This window comes from Dyadobacter sediminis (genome assembly GCF_005860765.1).
GTDB lineage: Bacteria > Bacteroidota > Bacteroidia > Cytophagales > Spirosomataceae > Dyadobacter > Dyadobacter sediminis.
In genome coordinates, this window is the sequence record NZ_VCEI01000011.1 from 1,095,275 (window position 1) to 1,114,052 (window position 18,778).

Here is an 18,778-nt window from a genome sequence, read left to right on the forward strand (position 1 = left end):
TCAATTAGAATAAACATACCAACTCCTTCCAGATTCATCAATAAAACTTAAATTTATGCCCTTCTGAAAGTTTCCGATGGATAAATTGGACTTAAAGATAATTTTGTCGCCTTCCAGTTTAATTACATTTCCTGAAAAAATCTCAATATCATTGATGTCCCTAACTCCACTCAACACAAAATAACCATCACCGTCAAATCCCGATGTAATGTATAACTTTAAATCCCGCTCCTCCACGTTCACACGAGAGTTGTCGTGGTTATAGTAATTCGGATCAACCACAATTTTTGGTAAAATATCTACATGCGAGGCTCCAAGCAGATTTATGAGTAAAATCTTATCCGCATTCGATGGACAAACAATCTCAAAATCTATTAAATCATCGAAAGCAAGCTCATCTTTAACCAAAAATTCCTGTTGTGCGTAATCTCTGTATCTCGCATAATCGTCTCTCGTTGCGTACTGCTCTGGTGTAAAATATAAATCATCAAAACCAAATTTGTTAAGCATTTTATCAATAGAACCAAATAGTGTAGCGCTTGTTTGCATATTTCCATTACTAACACAACAATTCGAACCATTCTTAAAAAGAACCTCCTTCAAAGAAAACCGAAAAAATATTGGGATCGGACATTTTGGAAAACCAAGGCTCCTTGCTTTTTCATACCAGGACACCCACCCTGTGTTCTTTTTATTATATCCATCTCCTACACTTTTACCTAGAAACTCATTATAAAATTGTGTAGGCGTCTGTGGCCGAAAGTAAAACCTCGCAAAATTGTGGGCCTCACCTCGTAAATGAACTACACTACCCGCGGCATCAGCTAATATAGTCGCTTTGTTTCTACTCTGAATCTTCCTATTTTTGATTATTTCAACTGCATTCTCAATATGTGTAAAGTGATATATGCTTCCTTTCCATTCTGACCATTGTTGTTCAATCTTATCAAGAAAAGTTAGAATCCCAGATTGTGCTATCTCATCCCTAACATAGGTACCAACCTTCTCAACTACCCCTAGATTATTTTTTAGTAGTGTCCAATTCCATGAGGTCCTAAATTTGCCAATCATCTCCTTCGAAAAATCAATATTTGGATTCGACGATATCAAATCCCAATCTAAATACTGGCTAAATTTATCCAGTATTATTTGACTCATTTGAATCTTTGAATTTTGGCACAAAAAGTTCCAATCCCATCTATGTGCGAACCGTTCAATTAAGTCCATTTCTAAAAATTCGACATCTATATTCCTTGTCACATAATCCCAATGTAACGTGTCTTCAAATTTATCAAGTAGCTGAGATGAAACCTCTAATCTAGAATGGTTAGAAATATATTTCCAATCCAAATCAAACTCCGAAGTCTGGCTAAGTATTCTATAAGATGGAACAAAACTCTTGTGCTGCGAAACGATAAACCAGTTCCATGGTTTAAGTTTAGTAGTATTTATAAACTCCTCAGTAAAATCCACATTCTCGCTACTCGACAGATATTTCCAATCCAAATCTAAATTTAACGATCTCAATATCATTTCATTAGAATAGAATAAATTAGTTCTTCGGGAGATTGCATGCCAATCCCAGTCCTTATCGATCAAATCAAACAAAAGTTCAGCTGAAATATCAGCATTCCTATTCTCAGATAGGGTTTTCCAATCCCAATTTTTATTTTTTGTAGAAACTATTAAATCACGACTTATAATTATATCTTCTCTCTTGGAAAGAAGTTCAAATTTAATCCCAGGTAGCTGAGAAATAACCTCTTGTAAATAAGTATCTCCATCTCCCTTCTCAGGTAAAAGAAAACCGCCAAATTCCGTTAAATACTCCCAATCTAAATTCTCTGACCTAAACTTCTTTATTAAATTCCGATTCGTACTAATGGATTTATGCCTAGACAATACACTCCAATCCCAATACGTCCGGAAACTCCTTAAATATCCGTTAATATTTACTAGCCATTCCTTATTACTATTCCATGTATCACGACTAAATTTTTGAATAACCAATTGACTACCAGACAAAACACTCCAATTAATTCTATGTTTGTACTTATGTAAACTGCCCATATCGGTAGGAAAGTATTTATGACCAGAGAGAAAATCCCAGTCCCAATCATAAGACTCAAGGTCATATGTCAATTCCACATAATGGAATAGTACATCAAAAGCGTATATCCTCGTCAAATATTTCCATAGCTCCGCCCTCAGTTTATGATTTAAACTAGCTATACAAGCAACGATTCGTTCGAACTCCCTACCTAGTACAAGTTCGGATTCAACGGAAAATAAATCATTAATAAGATACTTCCAATCAAGAAATGGAGATAAGTATTCCATTCTATCAAGAATGGTAACTCTATCAATCTTCCTAGTAGCAATCTCCCAATTAAATTTCTCTAATAAAACTTCCGAGTTAAGGCTCTTAGCAATAGTACTACTAGATATATTTTCAGTAACAAAATCCCAGTCCCATGGATATCGTGTATTCGATAAGACAAAATTCTCTGTCTGCAACTTGGTGAGCTCCTTCCAAAAATCAACCTGTCTCAAGCTGTCTGTTGAAATGAAAAATGAATCCAAATGTTGATTCCAAAATTCTACTCCTAGAGTCGAATTAATTAAAATATCACTCCAATTAAGATAATTGGAATATGATAGTCTCCCCAAAAAAGAATTTCTAATAAAATCAACATTTTTTATCAGATGTTCGTTTTTAGATATTCCAATCCAATTCCAGCAAAAATTAGGAAACCTTTCTATTAAGCCATAATCCGTAATTCGATTACTAACATTAAAATATCCTTTTGAAGTTTTAATTCGGCCATGATATCTCATAAAAATATCATTATCCCAATCAACGTAAACATTTGTGTCAAACCCATTAATAAATGATGCACTGTCCCATTGAATCAAATTCTCATTTTCAAAAAAATCAATTAACCCTATTGTCCAAAAATATTTTTGGTGAGCAACTACAAAGTTTAAGGGAAGATTTTTCTTTAATGCAGACCTAAACGTATGATCTTCTAAGCATTTATTGGTTATTTCTTTGTCACCAAAGAATCTTTGAAGTATTATCGGCCAATCGAATTTAACTCCTAGTAATAAGGTCTGATCATAGAGAAATTTAATATCAAACTTATTGGAAATAAATTTCCAGTTCCAGGGCTTGGCTAGTAGGGTTTTTGCGTATTCAAAATTGCTCTTCTGTCCCTTTAAAAACAAATTTCTCAAAACATGACTTTTGAACTCAGTTATTAAATAGAAGTCCCATGGGAAATCATCGATATATTCTTCAATGAAATCATCAGGTAAATTCTTTGACAAATAACTCCAATCCCAATCACGGTTCTTAAGTGTTGGCATTAAAAGTAGTGATGTTACAACTTCCTCGTCCTTATAAGATATCTCTTCAAAGTCCCACTGAATCCATTCACAATAGAGTTTAATGAATTCGCTATCAACCCTTTGCGTCAGTTCTGTCCAGTTCCAATAGTCTGTATATTCCCGAATTACTGACACAATACTCTCAACTGGCGCCAATTTTGATATTATACTCCAACTGCCGCCATCCCCATACATACGAAACATTTCAAAGACTTCCTTATCGTTCCAAGCAACCCGGGGATTTCCAGCCAACTCTTTCCAATCCCATAAGTCAACGTATGCTATAATGTCTTGTGCAGAGATTAGATTTTTACTTTTAAGAACGTAGTGATACATTCCTTTGCGCAGCAATCGGTCTTTTAAATCTTCATTATTGGGTAAATTAATTATTGCTTCAATTTCAGGCTTTATAATATCCGATTCGTAAAATTCAAATTGAAAAGAGTCATTACGTAGGAAAATCTCACATCTCACTGTAACGTCTTTGTAATTCGTCTCAGACGTACCATCCAGCAAATCAACTATTTCTCCTTTATATATATCATTTTCAAAAACCTGAAATTGGAGTCTTTGTTTCAGGTCTATATTATTAACCGATTCCGACCTCGCATTTGGCTTATAAGATAACTTATTCTCAAAATTGAATACCTTTCTAAAACAAAAATCTGCAACATCTTCTTTAACTACCTGATTTTGAAACAATTCCGTTTTAGCACAAAAGTATTTAAACTTTAATTTATCAGTTAATGCGTGTTGCCCTTGTTCAGTCAACTCTACGGAATCTTGATCAATTTTAATCAGATCATATTCCAAAATTCCACTTAGATAAGTATTGAAAATATCCGCCTCTGCCAGATCCTGCAAATTGAAACCTAATATTTTCCCTAACTCAGATATGCTTGTCCGATTCCCCCTTCGACTAATAATTGTGCAAAAAATCTCATCAGTAACCTCTACATCAAAAGCCTTTCTATAAAAGATTTCGTAGGAAGTAGATTTAACTATCCATGTAAATGAAAAAGAAGAGTATGGCACTACGACATTATCCATATTCCTCAACAGATTTGTGCAAATCTCCTGCACCAATGATTTTTCCATTCCGTTGAATAGAGTCATATACCTTTTTGTAGATATCCTTCTTACCAAAATGCTTGCCGTTACCCACTACAATCAATAATCTCCTTGCTCTTGACAAGGCAACGTTCAGACGATTTGGCGATTCGGCAAAACCTAAACTTTCTTGCTTTGGAAAGCCCAACTCTCCGTAAAAGTCTAAGTTTGGCTGTTGATCCTCTGATGCTGCGATTATATTACTTCGAACCATAGATACAATGATGATGTTTCTCTCCATTCCCTGAAATCTATCTACTGTACTTAACCGAATGGGCACATCACTATGTTTCCTTTTCAACATCTTACCTATCTGCTGAATTTGGCTGCCATAAAAACTGATAACTCCGATTTCCTTCTCTTCCACACTTTGCTTGGACAACCATTGGTCAAATTCTCTTCTCCCTTCACAATTTTTAAGCACCGTAAGAATATTACCAATAGCTTCGATCTCACCAAAATTCACCCTGGAGGTACCCTCCTGAATTTCTGGTGTCGTTACATTAATCCAAATTGTATGTATTTCTGGAGCAATGATATTTTTGTAGTTAAGCCCGTGATATCGGGAATCCCATCTATCAAATGAACTATGATATATTTCTTCTAACGGCAATCCACAATTCAATCCTCCGTCATTTTTATAAAATTGAGCAATCACATCATTGATTGCAGGGTGCATTCTGTATTGAGTATCAAAAGTCCCCTTTATGCTTTCATCTATTTGCATGAATAATCGTTCAAACTGTGATATCTGAAAATCTTTTCCTGATAGGGTTTTGGCCACATCTTGTTCACCTATTGAAACAAGCAAATCCTTGATTTCTTCACCGTCAACCATAGGGGGTAATTGTCTGTGGTCACCTACAACAATAGATTTTTTTCCGAAAAGCACAGGCAGAGCAAGTTCGGGAGGTGTGGCCTTGCTAGCCTCATCCATTATAACTGTATCAAAGCTTATACTAACTTTATTCAACTCGCTAAAATTCCTACTTTCATAGCTATCTCTATTGAAAACGTTCAAATATGATCGAAAAAATGAAGTCCACTTATTTTCTGAGTTTAATTTACCGATAGAACTTCCAGTTGCACCAATCAGGTTCGCATACTCCAAATACTTATCAGCAAATAGTTTCCTAGTTTCACCGTTTGGATTCAATAAATGATCTTTCCACTTTTCCAAGGCTGAATCTATCTTTACATCATCTTGATTTAAAACCCTGCTTACGATGTTATCAACCCAGTGAGCAACTGTATTATTCTGCTTTTCAATTCCAACTTTCCACTTCTGTATCGCTTCCAAAGAATAGAAGTAGCCCTCAGATTCTAAATTATCTGCATTTCCAAAACGAATTGGCTTTACGACATTATTATTTCCATTTTTTAGTCTATCAATAGCATTATCAACGGCAAGATTAGTTTCAGATGTTAAAAGAATTCTAGTGTTTCGCTTTTCAGTTTGAGATTGTCGAACATGCTGCCAAATAATTTCAGCTATGGCTGTTGATTTACCTGTTCCAGGAGGACCTTGTATTATTGAAAGTTCCTCGGCGTGAACTGATTTAAAAATAGCACGTTTTTGCGAATCGTTCAAAGATTTTGAAAACAGATTTTTTTCAAAATCTTTCCATTCCGAACTTGCTCTATTAAGCAGATATTCAATATTTTCAATCTTTTTCGCCTTAGATGAATCATATAAAAAAACTTTTGCATTATCATTTGGCAATTTATCCTTCGAATCAATTTTAATTCCAGTATCCTCTAAACGCTTTATTTTGTCTCTATCTCCTTTTAAATCTGGAAAAATTGCTTTTACCTCATTTTCGTTAATATTTAATTTCACCTCTTCAAGCCTCTCACTATCAACCACAAAATACAAATCAGGATAATCAACTTTTTGCAACTTTCCCAGATACAACTTATCCCTAGGAGTGCCAAAATAAAAATCCTCTCTTAGAAGATTTGAAAGCTTTTCTTCTTCCCATTCAACTTTTTTATCAAAATTTTCTTCACATAAATATTTCTCATCGAAGGTATCATTGATAATATATTTAAATTTTACAGAATCAACTACTTCATCTAGTTGATTTCTCAACCTTGCTAATATTTCAGTTTTATTTCCCGTCTTGTAAAACTGCCTAAATATCAATTTTTGACCATTTTTAGTTATTCTGGTCGATATTTCAGGACACTTTACTCTAAGAATGTCCCGCAGTTCAGGTAATCCCGTTTCAAATTTTACATTAAATTTATATGAGTGCTTATTGCCTCTATCATAGACACTAAAAAATGGAATTGATTTGATTAAACTTTGCTTTCCTAATAACTCTTCTTTCGTCTCAAAGTTAAAATAAATGGCTCTTAATGAATTATCAAATCTGAATCCTCCGTTTACATCTAACTGAGAAATATTATCTTCAAACTTTTTTTTGAGTTCTATCGCCTTATCTGACGCATAATAGTTCCAATTAAAATTTTTACAGGAATAATAATACTTAGCCGATATTTGGTAAGTCGACTCAATATAATTTTGAGTCAATAAATTTTCAACCTCTCTGATTGCTTCCTTAAATGTCGTGTGTCCAACCTTTTTCAGTTTTCTCCTTTCAAGTATGATCACTATTTCATCATTACTGATCATCGGAAAGAATCTAGTACACTCTTTAATTTTTATTCTTACTTTGTTAAGAGCACTCTCACGGTCAATAGTATCCAATTTAACATAAATCCTTACCTCCTTCGTTTCTAAATCAAAATAGGTGTTTAAGCACTGTGACACCTCACTAGATAACTCTTCTCTGCTAACAAGCCCATTATCTCCATCAAGAAAAATCTGGCTATTAAATATAGCTTCTGTGATAAACTTAGGAGAAGGACTAATATTAAATCTTGCGCTGGGTTTATCCGTTGAAGTTTTAAAACTCAATTTTTCAATCAGTTGACACTGTTCCCACTCTTCCATGGTCAAGTGTATCTCACCCTTAGATTGGAATTGATCATTATCTGGGAGTTCACCAATTATTTTTCTTAATTCCTCTTTTATTAAGCGATCGTTGCCCTCAATTGATCCTTCAATAATTGGATTCTCATTAAACTCAATGTAGCAGATTTCAGCAAGTTCTTTCAATTTTGAAAGATCCAATTGTGCTATATTTTCGCTTTCTTCGATACCCTGCAAAATGTAACCACGGCTGAAGTCAAAATCTTTAACCTTAAATATCCTTTCAACTTCTGATTGAAAAACTTTTTTGAAAATTTCTTGGTCAATTGACAAGGTCAGTTTTTGCCCTTGTAAACGCGCCTGTATAGAAGTATCTACACCAATAGGCTTGGATTTATGTGCTAAAATCTTCGATTGTGCCGTGATGTATTTTTTCCAAATATCTTTTTGACTCATCGCTTTTTTATTTTTTTCAACTATCTAGCCATAACTGACCTTCAACTCCAATTCACTCAACGCATTAGGTTCACAAAAGGTATTTTGAGAAAGAATCTCAGCTACATTCTACTCTGTATCTTTGAGAAACCAAGAGAGTACAACTTATCCGCAGCAAGACTATATACAATCAACTTACCAAGTCATTTAGACTTAACTCACTTTCGGCTAATCTCAATTGATCATTTTGCCATTCATGGTAGTTCTTCCTGGTTCCTCGTACTAACCACTCCTTACGACCATTTGCCGCTCTTGCAAATACACAAGCGGCGGCAGCACTAGGACTAGCAAATGCCACATCTTCCTGAAATACCCCCCTGGTTTTAACGTCATCAATGCGGATTTTACCTTCAACAATCAAAGTTTCAAAGAGCTTTCGATAACTATGCCCAGTAGTCCGTTCCCATGCACTTTTAGTTTCTGACCCTGCTAAAACAATAAAATCGCCATCCACTTCTTTCGCTAATGCTCGCAAATTATATTTACTGCTTATGATTTCGAAGTTGGGACCATCAATAGTATCTTGGACTGGCTGCCTGAGTTCGGTACTCCGCGAAAAGTCTTTCGATGGAAAGGGCAAGACGGTCGGTAATGTATTAGTAATTTTAGGTTTATCTCGTAAGAAATCAAGCCCAAGAACAGGTAAGACCAAACGAACTTGAGAAATAAAATATTCCATATCCGAGATATCTGCCTCCGGCAGCCCATCATTTTTGGGTGAAGTATTATTAAAAAGATTTGCAGCACCAGTCGTCTGAATAATAGAAATAAATCTTGCTTCTAGGTAACGTATGTGAGCCTTAGTGAGGTTTTGGTCTTTACTGGTTATAATACAGGCGCGCTCCCAAAAATCCTTTCCCTCATCCTTATTGTGCTGCATTAATCGGTGACCAACATTATCACTTTCTCCAACATATACCGCCAAGCGCTCCAATCCATCTGGATCTGGGCCAGTCAAAAAGTAGATCCCTGTTTTCTTCATTTCAGGGCGTTGTATAATTTCCGTAATTTTGGTACGAGGGCCCATCAAGATATGCCCCGTCCAATTCATTACTTCAAGTGTTAGCACACCATGTGAAGAACCATCTACTAAGAATAATTTGATCGATTTACCTAATGTATGGTTCATAAGAAATTTCAATAATTAAGGTTTTCACAAATGACTATATTTTTGATTATCAGAGCATTTTGTGATTTTAACAAATTCTAATAGCCCTTACCGCTTCGCATACTTACCCAAAGCAAACAAAACTCTGTCAATGTAATAACTGTAATTGTTGATTGCCCGTAACTCAGGCTGAATAATATCGGAAGATAACCAGTCAATATACTCTTTGATTAAGTCATGATGGGCGCTTGTTACTAGCTTAAAAGTCCTCCAAGGTGCTACTTCTCTCAAATTTGACGCTTTAAATATCCCAAACGCCCTCAATACATGCTGGTCAATTATGGGTTCACCACTTTTTCCAGAAAGATATTTACCAAACTGATAAAAGACAATTGCATCATCTGGCAACGTTCCACTATTAATATTTGAAGTTTCAGCTGCACCTCTAATAATGTGTTTTATTTTTTTGAGATCTCCATTTTTCCAAATCATGGCGTACAATATTTTGGTTAACGGATCTTCTATACTATCCACCCCACCTTTTACCAGTTCGTAATTCTCACTAAGTACCCCCCTCTCTTTCAGAATTTTGATTTCATTTGGTGTTATCATAAAACCAATTTTAGGGTACGTTTCCGCATCCATTTTATAATTACGAAGAATGTTACTGTTCTCAATTGAAATTAACTCCTCAATTGTCTTTGCACTTTGGATGATTCGAAATTTCTCCTTTATGAACTTTGATTTTTCTACATCTGGCATTTCTGTTGCTTAGAATGGGGTTGATAATATTTTTTTATTGAGCTAACTCTAGATACCTGCAAAACGCATTAGCCAGCCTCATCTGACCTGGGCTTTTGCACTCAGGCTCAAATAGTCTCGGGCTCGCTACTAAAATACAGGCGGACCTCGCACGTGAAACGGCTACGTTGAGCCGATTCAAACTATACAGAAACTCCATTCCTCGTGGCGCATCTTCCGGCGTTGATGTGCTCATTGAGAAAATTACCACCGGAGCTTCTTGTCCCTGAAATTTATCGACAGTTCCAATGTGAGTACCTGAGGGCAAGGCAGACTCCAAACCAACTACCTGGGCATTATAGGGAGCGATTACCATAATATCAGACAATGTCAGCACTCTCCTTACATTTCCTCCGTCAGTCCAAAACACATCTCCTTTAATTAGCTCCGAGACAATTTCATGTACACGATGAACTTCTTCCAAGGATAAACTCTGATTACCCTCATGTACCACTGGCTCATACCACAATCCAGCACCGGTATATTTTGTATTCCCGTCAAGTAACTGTTGGATCAAATGCGACTTGGAGCCTAGTCTACTTTCATAAAAAAGCTGGGACGTAAAGGCACAGATTTCTGGATGCAAGCGCCAGGTTGTATCCAAAAATATTCCCCTATCCGATGGTATCGTTTTCTGGCCATTTAGGATATGTTCAAGTGCCGAAACTTCCGTTCCTTCTGGATGACTTCCTTGTTGTGGTTGCTGTAATTGTTGCGGATCTCCTAAAAGCACGATATTCTTAGCTGAAAGTGATACAGCCAAAGTATCAATTAACGACAACTGCCCAGCCTCGTCAACGAAAAGCACATCAACAACACTTCCAAAATCTTCTCGTGCCCATAGCCAGGAAGTTCCTGCAGCAATGTTGGCTCGCCCCGTCACAAGCGCTTCTAATACTCTTTCGTTCGTTGTAACCTCCAATAATCTTGGATTCGGATTCTCAGATCTGGCTTTAACTTTTTGAACACAGGTTAATTCAACGTTTTGTTCATCGGCGGTTCTGATCACCTTATCCAATAAACCACTTATAACTTTATGACTAAGTGCTGTAACACCTACTTTTTTCCCAGCTGCCACTAATGCAATTATCATATTTGCTGCGGTATGACTCTTCCCTGCCCCAGGCGGACCTTGAATAGGCAGCACTCCCTGATTTAGTGCTAACACTATATCTACTGCCGATGTCTGTGCATCATCGGACATTTCGTAGTTATGGCTTGTACGCGGAGCATTTTTTAACAACAGATCTCGTCCTGACCGGAAAAACCCATCGGAATCAATCCCATTATCTGCTACCCAACTAGCAAGTCGAAAAATAGCTTGTTCCTTCACCGAATCGTTTACAATTGTATGTTTGAAAACAGATATGGGATGATGGTTCATAATAGCTGCCCCCTTTCTGATATTAATTACACATGTATCAAGATTGATTGCCTCAACGGTTCCCGCATTCAACCCCTCGCTATTTTTTAATGAATCTCCCTTACGAATATCACAATCTTGCGAAGGGTATTGATAAGAGTCTATAACACTTGCACCTACCTGCTCCCTGTATCCAGTAAAATTTAATCCTGAAAGAGCTGCCTTTTCTTCAATCAATTCTTCAGGAGGTAAAGACAGCATTCGGAAATACTCCCACCAAATCGCTTTCTTCTCACGCCGATACCAGTCTAGCATGTTTGCCAACAGGCACCTTGCGTGCTGCTCCTTACTTCTTTCTTCAAAATTGATTGATACATCATGTGCTAGTATATCATACAGCTCTTGAACTCGCTGCTGATGCTCAGTTAAGACTTCACTTGCTTCACCCGTACCGATTTGTGGTCTCGAAATTTCATACCCCTCGCCCAATAAGTTTTCCCGAATAGTCTCCAACCAATTCCTCAGATTCTTTGTTGATAAACAGTCCTCATGATTATAACTTTCAATAGCCTGAATTGTATCCTCCGGAATCCTGTCACGATGATTTGTTTCAATAAGTCTTTCGAAGGTTCTCAAATGCTGGGATGCATCTCTGAGCTCCATATTTCTTTGAAACTCATAAAAAACCTCCAATTCTTTCAAGGAATACCGTTCAATTCCAGCTCTTATGGCTTGTTTTACAATGCTGTATATGTCAATAAAAATATTTCCTCTAAGCATTTTGTCAATCTCAGCCTCTCGCGTTGCATACTTGCCCATCAGCCTTTTCAAAGCGCTGGGCTCATATGCCGTATAATGGTAAATATGAAGATCGGGATAAGCTTCCCATCGCTCCATGACCAGATCAACAAAAGTTTCGAAAGCATCCTTTTCTTCTGATGCGTTCAATGCCCAAATCTTGTGGTAGCGATCATCGTCTGCAAACACCCATCCAAATAAATATTCCAATCCGGTTCTACCCACAAATGGATCTCCTTCAAAGTCAAAAAAGATGTCTCCAACTGACGGTTCCGGAAGCCTGCTGACTCCAGTTAAATTTTTATGTGGCAAAAGTTCATACACTGGCACTTGTGTTTCCCGAGCTTGTAACTGAACCCTGGCTTGCTCCCGCACTCGAACATATGTTTCAATTGCACCACGTGCAGGTACTTGTGCTAACGGCAAAGCAACACCGGCAAGTTTTTCAAGTGTATCAACTCCCCATTTATTAATTTCACTAGTCTGAGAACCTGACAAACCTGCCACAAAAGAAAGATGATCATCATCTCTTCTGCGTTGATCGCATTTTTGCCACCACCTACAAATGTCGCATTGAGCCACAGGAACTGGATAAAGTTCGACGTCCGTTGGCTCGATAGCACTTAGTAATCTATTTTTAATTAGGCGGTAGTAGGCAAGATAATCGTCAAGCCTGAAAGTATGCATGCTAAATCCGTCTTCAGGAGTCATCACATGCATCTGATCTGGCATGATTCCCTGAATTTCAGAAATCAATTCCGAGTATAGACATATTTGCAAAATTGTCCCGGCACGAGTCTCGTTGGCAAGTTTGGAATCAATTACTTCATAAGACCAACTCCCCAGGTTACTCGGCTTGTCGACCTTTTTTAAAAAATCTGCACGACCTAACCAAATTTCACTTTTTAGACTCGCTTGGTAGATAATATCCACGCCAGACTTCATTGCAGAAATAGTCCGATCAATGGCATTAGTCTCTTCGACTCCTGTTTCAAAGATACTGTAACCCTGTTCGTTTAGGTGGCTGAGATATTCCAGTTCAAATTCTAAGCCGCGTTCTTGTAAGATCGCAAGTGATGGGTCCCGATAAGTTGGCTGTTCAATAAACCCATACGCAGCAGCAAGATCTAAAGATGTCAAATGACGGCATGCACTATGATTAGACAGGTCTTCCGCCGAAATAATAATTCCGTGCTCGGTTTTTCTCATAACGTATTTTTTTAGAGGGGGTCGAAAATTCTAGTTGTATTCCTTATCTAATTCTTTATACTCAGCTTTTTTCTTTTGAAGCTCAATATTTAGCTCTACTCTCTTGTTAAATTGCTTGCATTTTGCAACTTCACTTTCAAGTTTACTAATAGATGAGCTCAGTTTTTTTATTTTTTGTTCATAAATCGTTAACTCAGCCAGACCCGTTATTTTTTCTGACTTACCAGACAATTGCCGACAGAAATCAAAATACACAAAATCTAAATTCCTCCTCAGATGCAATTCAAAAGAGTGATTTTCAGTACCCAGCCATTCACTCTTGTACACCCAATCAACTATCGCTACGTCAGCATTAGTTGGGTGGGGATGTTTTTGGCACGCGGAAAACATAACTTTATCGTCCAGTACTACACAGAAGATGATTGGATATGGAACCGCTCGGTTTATTATTTCCAATAGCTCTTCAAACCCTTCATCATTCCTTAATTCAAGCAAAAAAATCTGTATCTCACGAATGTCTGTACCACTCAAATTTATGGTTTCAGAACTAAGTTTATTAGACCAGCGTATCCGCTCTACAAGATCAACAAATTTCTTTTTTTGCTGCGAAGTTGTAAATGTGTCAAAGGCATTTTTAGGAATGATCTTATCGACTCTTGTAGTTGAAGGCAAATTCAGGAGATTCATTACTTCACAACGATAAAGGTGATAAGATTAAAGTCTTCTGTACCCTTCATTCCAGCTGCATGAGCGGTGGTACCTCCGGATTTAAACAAACTAAGAACCTCTTTCTCCTCTTCCAATTTCAGTATTGAGCCAATGCTTTTCTGCAACAGCTGCGTATATACGTGCATGTCCCGGTAGTCTCTTGTCTCTTTGCTTAATTGATGACATAGCGCTTCTAATGGCTCTGTTTGCCCTTTACAAAGGACACGAATCATATCGAGTGTTTTTTTTGCATCCAAATGACCATGCAAAACTTTTCCGCTATCCAGCACATACACCAGGTAAAAAGGTGCAAGGCGATTGAGTTTATCTATGTTTACTGAATTGTTTAGATTTTTAAGAACATAAATCACTCCCCTCTTGTCGGGATCAGTAGCTTTCGTTACTGCATGCAATCCCAGCGGTATGGATTTTAGGTTACCGTATGTCTTGGTAAAGTTTGACAGGTCAACTCTAAAATCGTTTAGGCCCAGATCTGTGATACTGACGCCTTCACGTAGATCTTCCAAGTCAACCACTTCCTCCTGAAGTTTACGAAGTTGTATTTTTCGGTATTCCAGGTCTTTCTCTTCTGTGTTTAAAATGTTGTCATCCCCTGTGCTAGCGAGATTGCTAATCAACATCTTGCTTTCCACGCGCTGTTTCAGGTTGATGTAGGCGTCTAAGGTAACATCAGGCCAGAAATTCACCATTGTGATGCTACTGTTAATGGAGCCAATCCGATCAACCCTTCCAAAACGTTGAATGATACGAACCGGATTCCAATGTATATCGTAGTTCACCAGGTAATCGCAGTCTTGCAAATTTTGACCTTCTGAAATACAATCTGTTGCAATTAAAACATCAATTTCTTCCTTTATGGAAGGAAATATAATGTCCTTCCCTTTTGAAATCGGCGAAAAACAGGTTAACAATGCATTCAGATCAGACGGAATTTCTTTTGACGACGAAAGACGCTTGGAGCCCGTTATGAGTGCTGTGTTTAATCCGAAATTTGTTTTCAGATAATCCTTCAAATGTGTAAACAGGTAATTTGCAGTATCGGCAAATGCTGTAAAGACGATAATTTTTTTGTTCCCGGGATTGATCGGATTCTGGATCTTACCGGAGATAAGCTGCATGAGCTTATTTAATTTCAGATCTTCAATCCCCTTCAACGTGGTAATTTCGGTAAGAAGCTCGTCAATGACTTGCATATCAGCCGAAAGATCTTCGCCCCATCGAACCACGTCCATATCAGCGATATGTACTTTGACTTTATTGCCAAAAACATTCTCTTCCTCTCCCCACTCCGCTTCCCAGTCAAAATCTTCGGAAGAAGTATCTGCCTGGACACCTGACACAGTTTCTGCATTTTCTTTGTGAATGGCATCTAAGGCTTCCGCAATGAGCTTTCTAATATTTTGAAGGGTTAGCACAAATGAATCTACCGAGCTTTCTATACGTTTGAGCAGATTGATCCGCATCAAAAGTTGTAAACTCTTTTCCCGATCCTGCTGCCGGAAAGTTCCGGATTTTACCTTTTTATCGTAGCGTGCGGCATAAACTGGCACCCTACTTGGCAATATATAGTTTAAAGGAGAATAGACCGACAGGTTTAAAAACTCCAGCCAGTCAGCAATGTCTTTGTAATTGACACCCTTCCCTTCTTTCAGGGCACTGTGAATGGAGATAGGTTTATTGCGAATCGGGAATTTACCGATTGCAGTAGTGTCGTAATAAGTGGTTATGTGCTTGCGGGAGCGCGCAATCGTAAGACTATCCAGGATTTCAAAAAAATCAAAATCAAGCATTTCCAATAAACGTTCGGAGGTTCTTTTGTCCGTCGGATATTTTGACCAGGTATTAAATGCTTGTTGTGCCCTTCTGAAAACCAATTCTATTCCGTGTTCGGTATCAAGCTTTGCGTCAATCGTGTCAGGTGCTCCCTCGTAAGCTATTGCCAATTGATTTCTAAGATCATTAAACCGGTTATTTACCGGTGTCGCAGATAGCATCAAAACCTTTGTCTCAATACCCTCCTGAATGATTTTCCTGAGTAACTTTTGATAACGATTTTCCTTCCCGACAACAGTATTGTTATTTCTGAAATTGTGGGACTCATCTATGACCACTAATCCGTAATTACCCCAATTGACGCTTTCCAGTATGCGGCCATTACTTACACCTTTTTCACGAGAAAGATCTGTATGAAATAAAACGTCATAACCGAATTTATCTTTGGCGAGTATGTTGTTTTTGTCATTATGGCGGTAAGTATTCCAGTTGGCCTCTAATTTCTTTGGACAAAGCACCAAAACATCTTTGTTCCGCTTTTCATAGTATTTAATTACACCCAACGCTGTAAACGTTTTCCCAAGACCAACGCTATCTGCAATAATACAACCGTTGTACTTTTCCAACTTGTTGATCGCACCTAGCACAGCGTCTTGTTGAAAGTTATACAGCTTGTTCCAAATGACTGTATCTTTAAAACCAATACTTTCATTGGGTAAAGCCCCAAGGGATAGATCGTTTAAAAAATCCTGAAACAAATTGTAGAGTGTGACGAAATAGATAAATTCCGGGCTATTCTCCTTATAAGCACTTTCAAAATAACTCTGCACAGCATCCGTTACATCAGCAAGATTTTCCTGATTGTCCCAGACTTCACTAAACCACTCCAGATAGGCATTACTCTGAGGGTATTCCGTTTTTTGAATTAATGTTGGAAAACCTTTTTTTGCAGTAAAACCGAGATCAGCAGTTGTAAATCCATTTTGGTTAACATACGCAGCACCTTCTTCCTTTCCATTGCCCACATGAATCAACCCGGTCAGCGGTAAACTTGCCTGTGTGTTGGATTTGAATATTACTTTCTCCTTTACCCATTGTGCGCATTCTCTGGCAATAGCCCTTTGATTCAACTCGTTCTTGAGACGTACTTCGAATTCTCCACAACAAAGGTCTGCTTCATGAAGAACATGCGGTATATAAAATTCTCTGGATTCCTTTTTTATTTTCTCCTCTATAAAAGTCGGTGAAGTAAAAATAAATTGCAGGGAGTCAATTCCTCTCAATTCCTTTTTCAACGCCTCAAAGGCATAGATGGAGAAGCTGGAAGCGGCTATCGATAATTTACTACCCCGTTTAATTTCGGTTTTCAAGTCATCGCCCAGGCGATTAGATATATTATCAAAAAGTTTCATTACAAGACAGAATTCTTAAATTTCAAATGAAAGTTCCCACGCCTTGCTAAGTGCTTCAAAGCACACTTTCAGATCTGTTTCGAATTCTATTTGGGAAATATTAGCCCCTACATATTTTGCTAGTTGTTTCTTTTTGCGTCCTGTCATGCCATCACACTCTTCTTGACTCTTTTGCCAATTTCCATATGTTGCGCACTGCTTGTTTGGGTAACATTGTTCTAAATCTCTTTGAGCTAAAACATAAACCTGGCTATTGGCTCTCAAATGTTTATTGTTGTCCAAAAACTGATCAAATCCACCTTTTTTTTGTGCACTTGGCAAATCGAGCAAGATGATAGTTTTGTTCTTATAAATACTTCCGCTTATCGGTGTAAAAGCTTTCTCAATTGCGTTGATAGTGCGCTCCGCTTGATCTATATCTCCGTTAGCTCGCAGAATTTGAATATTCGGTTTATCCGAATAGAAACGTTTTATTACCCTGGACAACAATTCGTATTCACTCAAACCCTCCACTATGATAAAATTTTGCGGCATTAAAATGTCAGATGGACTACCACCAAGAAGCTCAAAGACAACATAGGGTTTATCACCTTCGTCAACTGGTATAATTTCCGTTACCCCTTCAATCTTTTCAGCTTTAAACAAGGACTGATTTGATAGATTATCTGCGACAAAAACAGAAGAATGAGTATTGATAAATACTTGATCGGTCTCAACAGATAAGCTGTGCAGAACGTTTTTCAATTTTCTTTGAGCAGTCGGGTGTAAATGTAATTCCGCCTCATCTATCAAAAATAGAAACGATTTTCCGAGGTCATCGTTTGCTCTCCGGAATTCGGCATAGGCTTGAATAATTGCAAGCATGAGAGCTCTCTGCATGCCATCACCTTTTTCTTCGGCCGAAGTTTCCACTCCGTCATCTATGGAGGTACTGAAATTTTTTAGCAAATCCTCAAAAGCAGGCGGACTCACTTCGAATCTTACCTTCGTAGTATCTGGAAACTGTTTTTCAAGATATCCTTTAACGCTCTTACCAATTGTTTCAAATTGAATTTTTATTGCCGATTTTTCATCTTCAAAGAGTTCATTGAATTTTTTCTGAAAAGCTAAATATTGGGGATTCTTTTCTAAAATTATCGAGAGCACCCCCGACAGCATGATCCCTATTGGGGTTGTTTTTGAGAACTTCGCTACGGCATCGTAATACTGCTTGGTGTTGATATATTCTAATTTTGGCAAAAAGTCATTCAATGCCTTATCGAAACCTGTACCTGGGCTAACCTCTTTCCCATTTACGCTCATTGTTCGTTTTGCAACATCATTACTTGATCTTCTAAATGAGACAGTATCTGACCCCGCAAGAGCCGCCAAGATCTTGGTTTTATTCGAAGGATTTTGCATAATCTCTGCTCCCCCAAGAGCACCGGTAAATTCAAGCTCTACGACAATTTCTAATCTTGAATTTCTTTTATATTTGAGATCTGTGATTGATGCTCCGCGTGATAAGCCGTTGAAGAAAAATTCTATAGCTTCAAAGAAATTTGTTTTTCCACAGTTATTCTGACCAACTAGAATGTTAAAATCCGTTGTAGCAAATTCTACACTCTGCAACGATCTAAAATTTTCTACTTTAACTTTTGATATTTTCATAG

The 18,778-nt window shown here is 37.6% G+C and carries 8 protein-coding genes; all 8 read right to left on the reverse strand.

Annotation, left to right across the window (positions count from 1 at the left end; genetic code table 11):
• Positions 1-4,440 (reverse strand): DarT ssDNA thymidine ADP-ribosyltransferase family protein, encoded by a 4,440-nt coding sequence (locus FEM55_RS05275; protein WP_171036473.1) that lies wholly within the window; start codon positions 4,438-4,440, stop codon positions 1-3.
• Complete coding sequence (locus FEM55_RS05280) at positions 4,433-7,894, reverse strand: DEAD/DEAH box helicase (protein ID WP_138280237.1); 3,462 nt, start codon at positions 7,892-7,894, stop codon at positions 4,433-4,435. The genes FEM55_RS05275 and FEM55_RS05280 overlap by 8 nt, the downstream gene beginning before the upstream one ends.
• Before the next feature lie 169 nt (positions 7,895-8,063).
• Positions 8,064-9,062 (reverse strand): GIY-YIG nuclease family protein, encoded by a 999-nt coding sequence (locus FEM55_RS05285; protein ID WP_138280238.1) that lies wholly within the window; start codon positions 9,060-9,062, stop codon positions 8,064-8,066.
• A gap of 87 nt (positions 9,063-9,149) precedes the next feature.
• The gene (locus FEM55_RS05290) at positions 9,150-9,803 is read right to left on the reverse strand and encodes a hypothetical protein (protein ID WP_138280239.1); all 654 of its coding nucleotides are present in this window, start codon (positions 9,801-9,803) and stop codon (positions 9,150-9,152) included.
• A gap of 34 nt (positions 9,804-9,837) precedes the next feature.
• Positions 9,838-13,212 (reverse strand): TM0106 family RecB-like putative nuclease, encoded by a 3,375-nt coding sequence (locus FEM55_RS05295; RefSeq protein WP_138280240.1) that lies wholly within the window; start codon positions 13,210-13,212, stop codon positions 9,838-9,840.
• 30 nt (positions 13,213-13,242) lie between these two features.
• Positions 13,243-13,899: a DUF4391 domain-containing protein gene (locus tag FEM55_RS05300; RefSeq protein ID WP_138280241.1), complete on the reverse strand. Its 657-nt coding sequence runs from the start codon at positions 13,897-13,899 to the stop codon at positions 13,243-13,245.
• A complete protein-coding gene (locus tag FEM55_RS05305) occupies positions 13,899-17,126 on the reverse strand; it encodes a helicase-related protein (RefSeq protein ID WP_138280242.1) in 3,228 nt (1,075 codons plus the stop codon). Before FEM55_RS05305 ends, FEM55_RS05300 begins: the two co-directional genes overlap by 1 nt.
• Positions 17,127-17,141: 15 nt before the next feature.
• Positions 17,142-18,776, reverse strand: a complete 1,635-nt coding sequence (locus tag FEM55_RS05310) for an ATP-dependent nuclease (RefSeq protein ID WP_138280243.1) — start codon at positions 18,774-18,776, stop codon at positions 17,142-17,144.
• Positions 18,777-18,778: the final 2 nt, after the last annotated feature.

Bases quoted from the DNA above. Each gene is read 5' to 3' on its own strand.
- FEM55_RS05280 (WP_138280237.1), bottom strand. From the start codon at position 7,894: ATGAGTCAAAAAGATATTTGGAAAAAATACATCACGGCACAATCGAAG.
- FEM55_RS05285 (WP_138280238.1), bottom strand. From the start codon at position 9,062: ATGAACCATACATTAGGTAAATCGATCAAATTATTCTTAGTAGATGGT.
- FEM55_RS05300 (WP_138280241.1), bottom strand. From the start codon at position 13,899: ATGAATCTCCTGAATTTGCCTTCAACTACAAGAGTCGATAAGATCATT.
- FEM55_RS05310 (WP_138280243.1), bottom strand. From the start codon at position 18,776: ATGAAAATATCAAAAGTTAAAGTAGAAAATTTTAGATCGTTGCAGAGT.
- FEM55_RS05295 (WP_138280240.1), bottom strand. From the start codon at position 13,212: ATGAGAAAAACCGAGCACGGAATTATTATTTCGGCGGAAGACCTGTCT.
- FEM55_RS05290 (WP_138280239.1), bottom strand. From the start codon at position 9,803: ATGCCAGATGTAGAAAAATCAAAGTTCATAAAGGAGAAATTTCGAATC.
- FEM55_RS05275 (WP_171036473.1), bottom strand. From the start codon at position 4,440: ATGGATAATGTCGTAGTGCCATACTCTTCTTTTTCATTTACATGGATA.
- FEM55_RS05305 (WP_138280242.1), bottom strand. From the start codon at position 17,126: ATGAAACTTTTTGATAATATATCTAATCGCCTGGGCGATGACTTGAAA.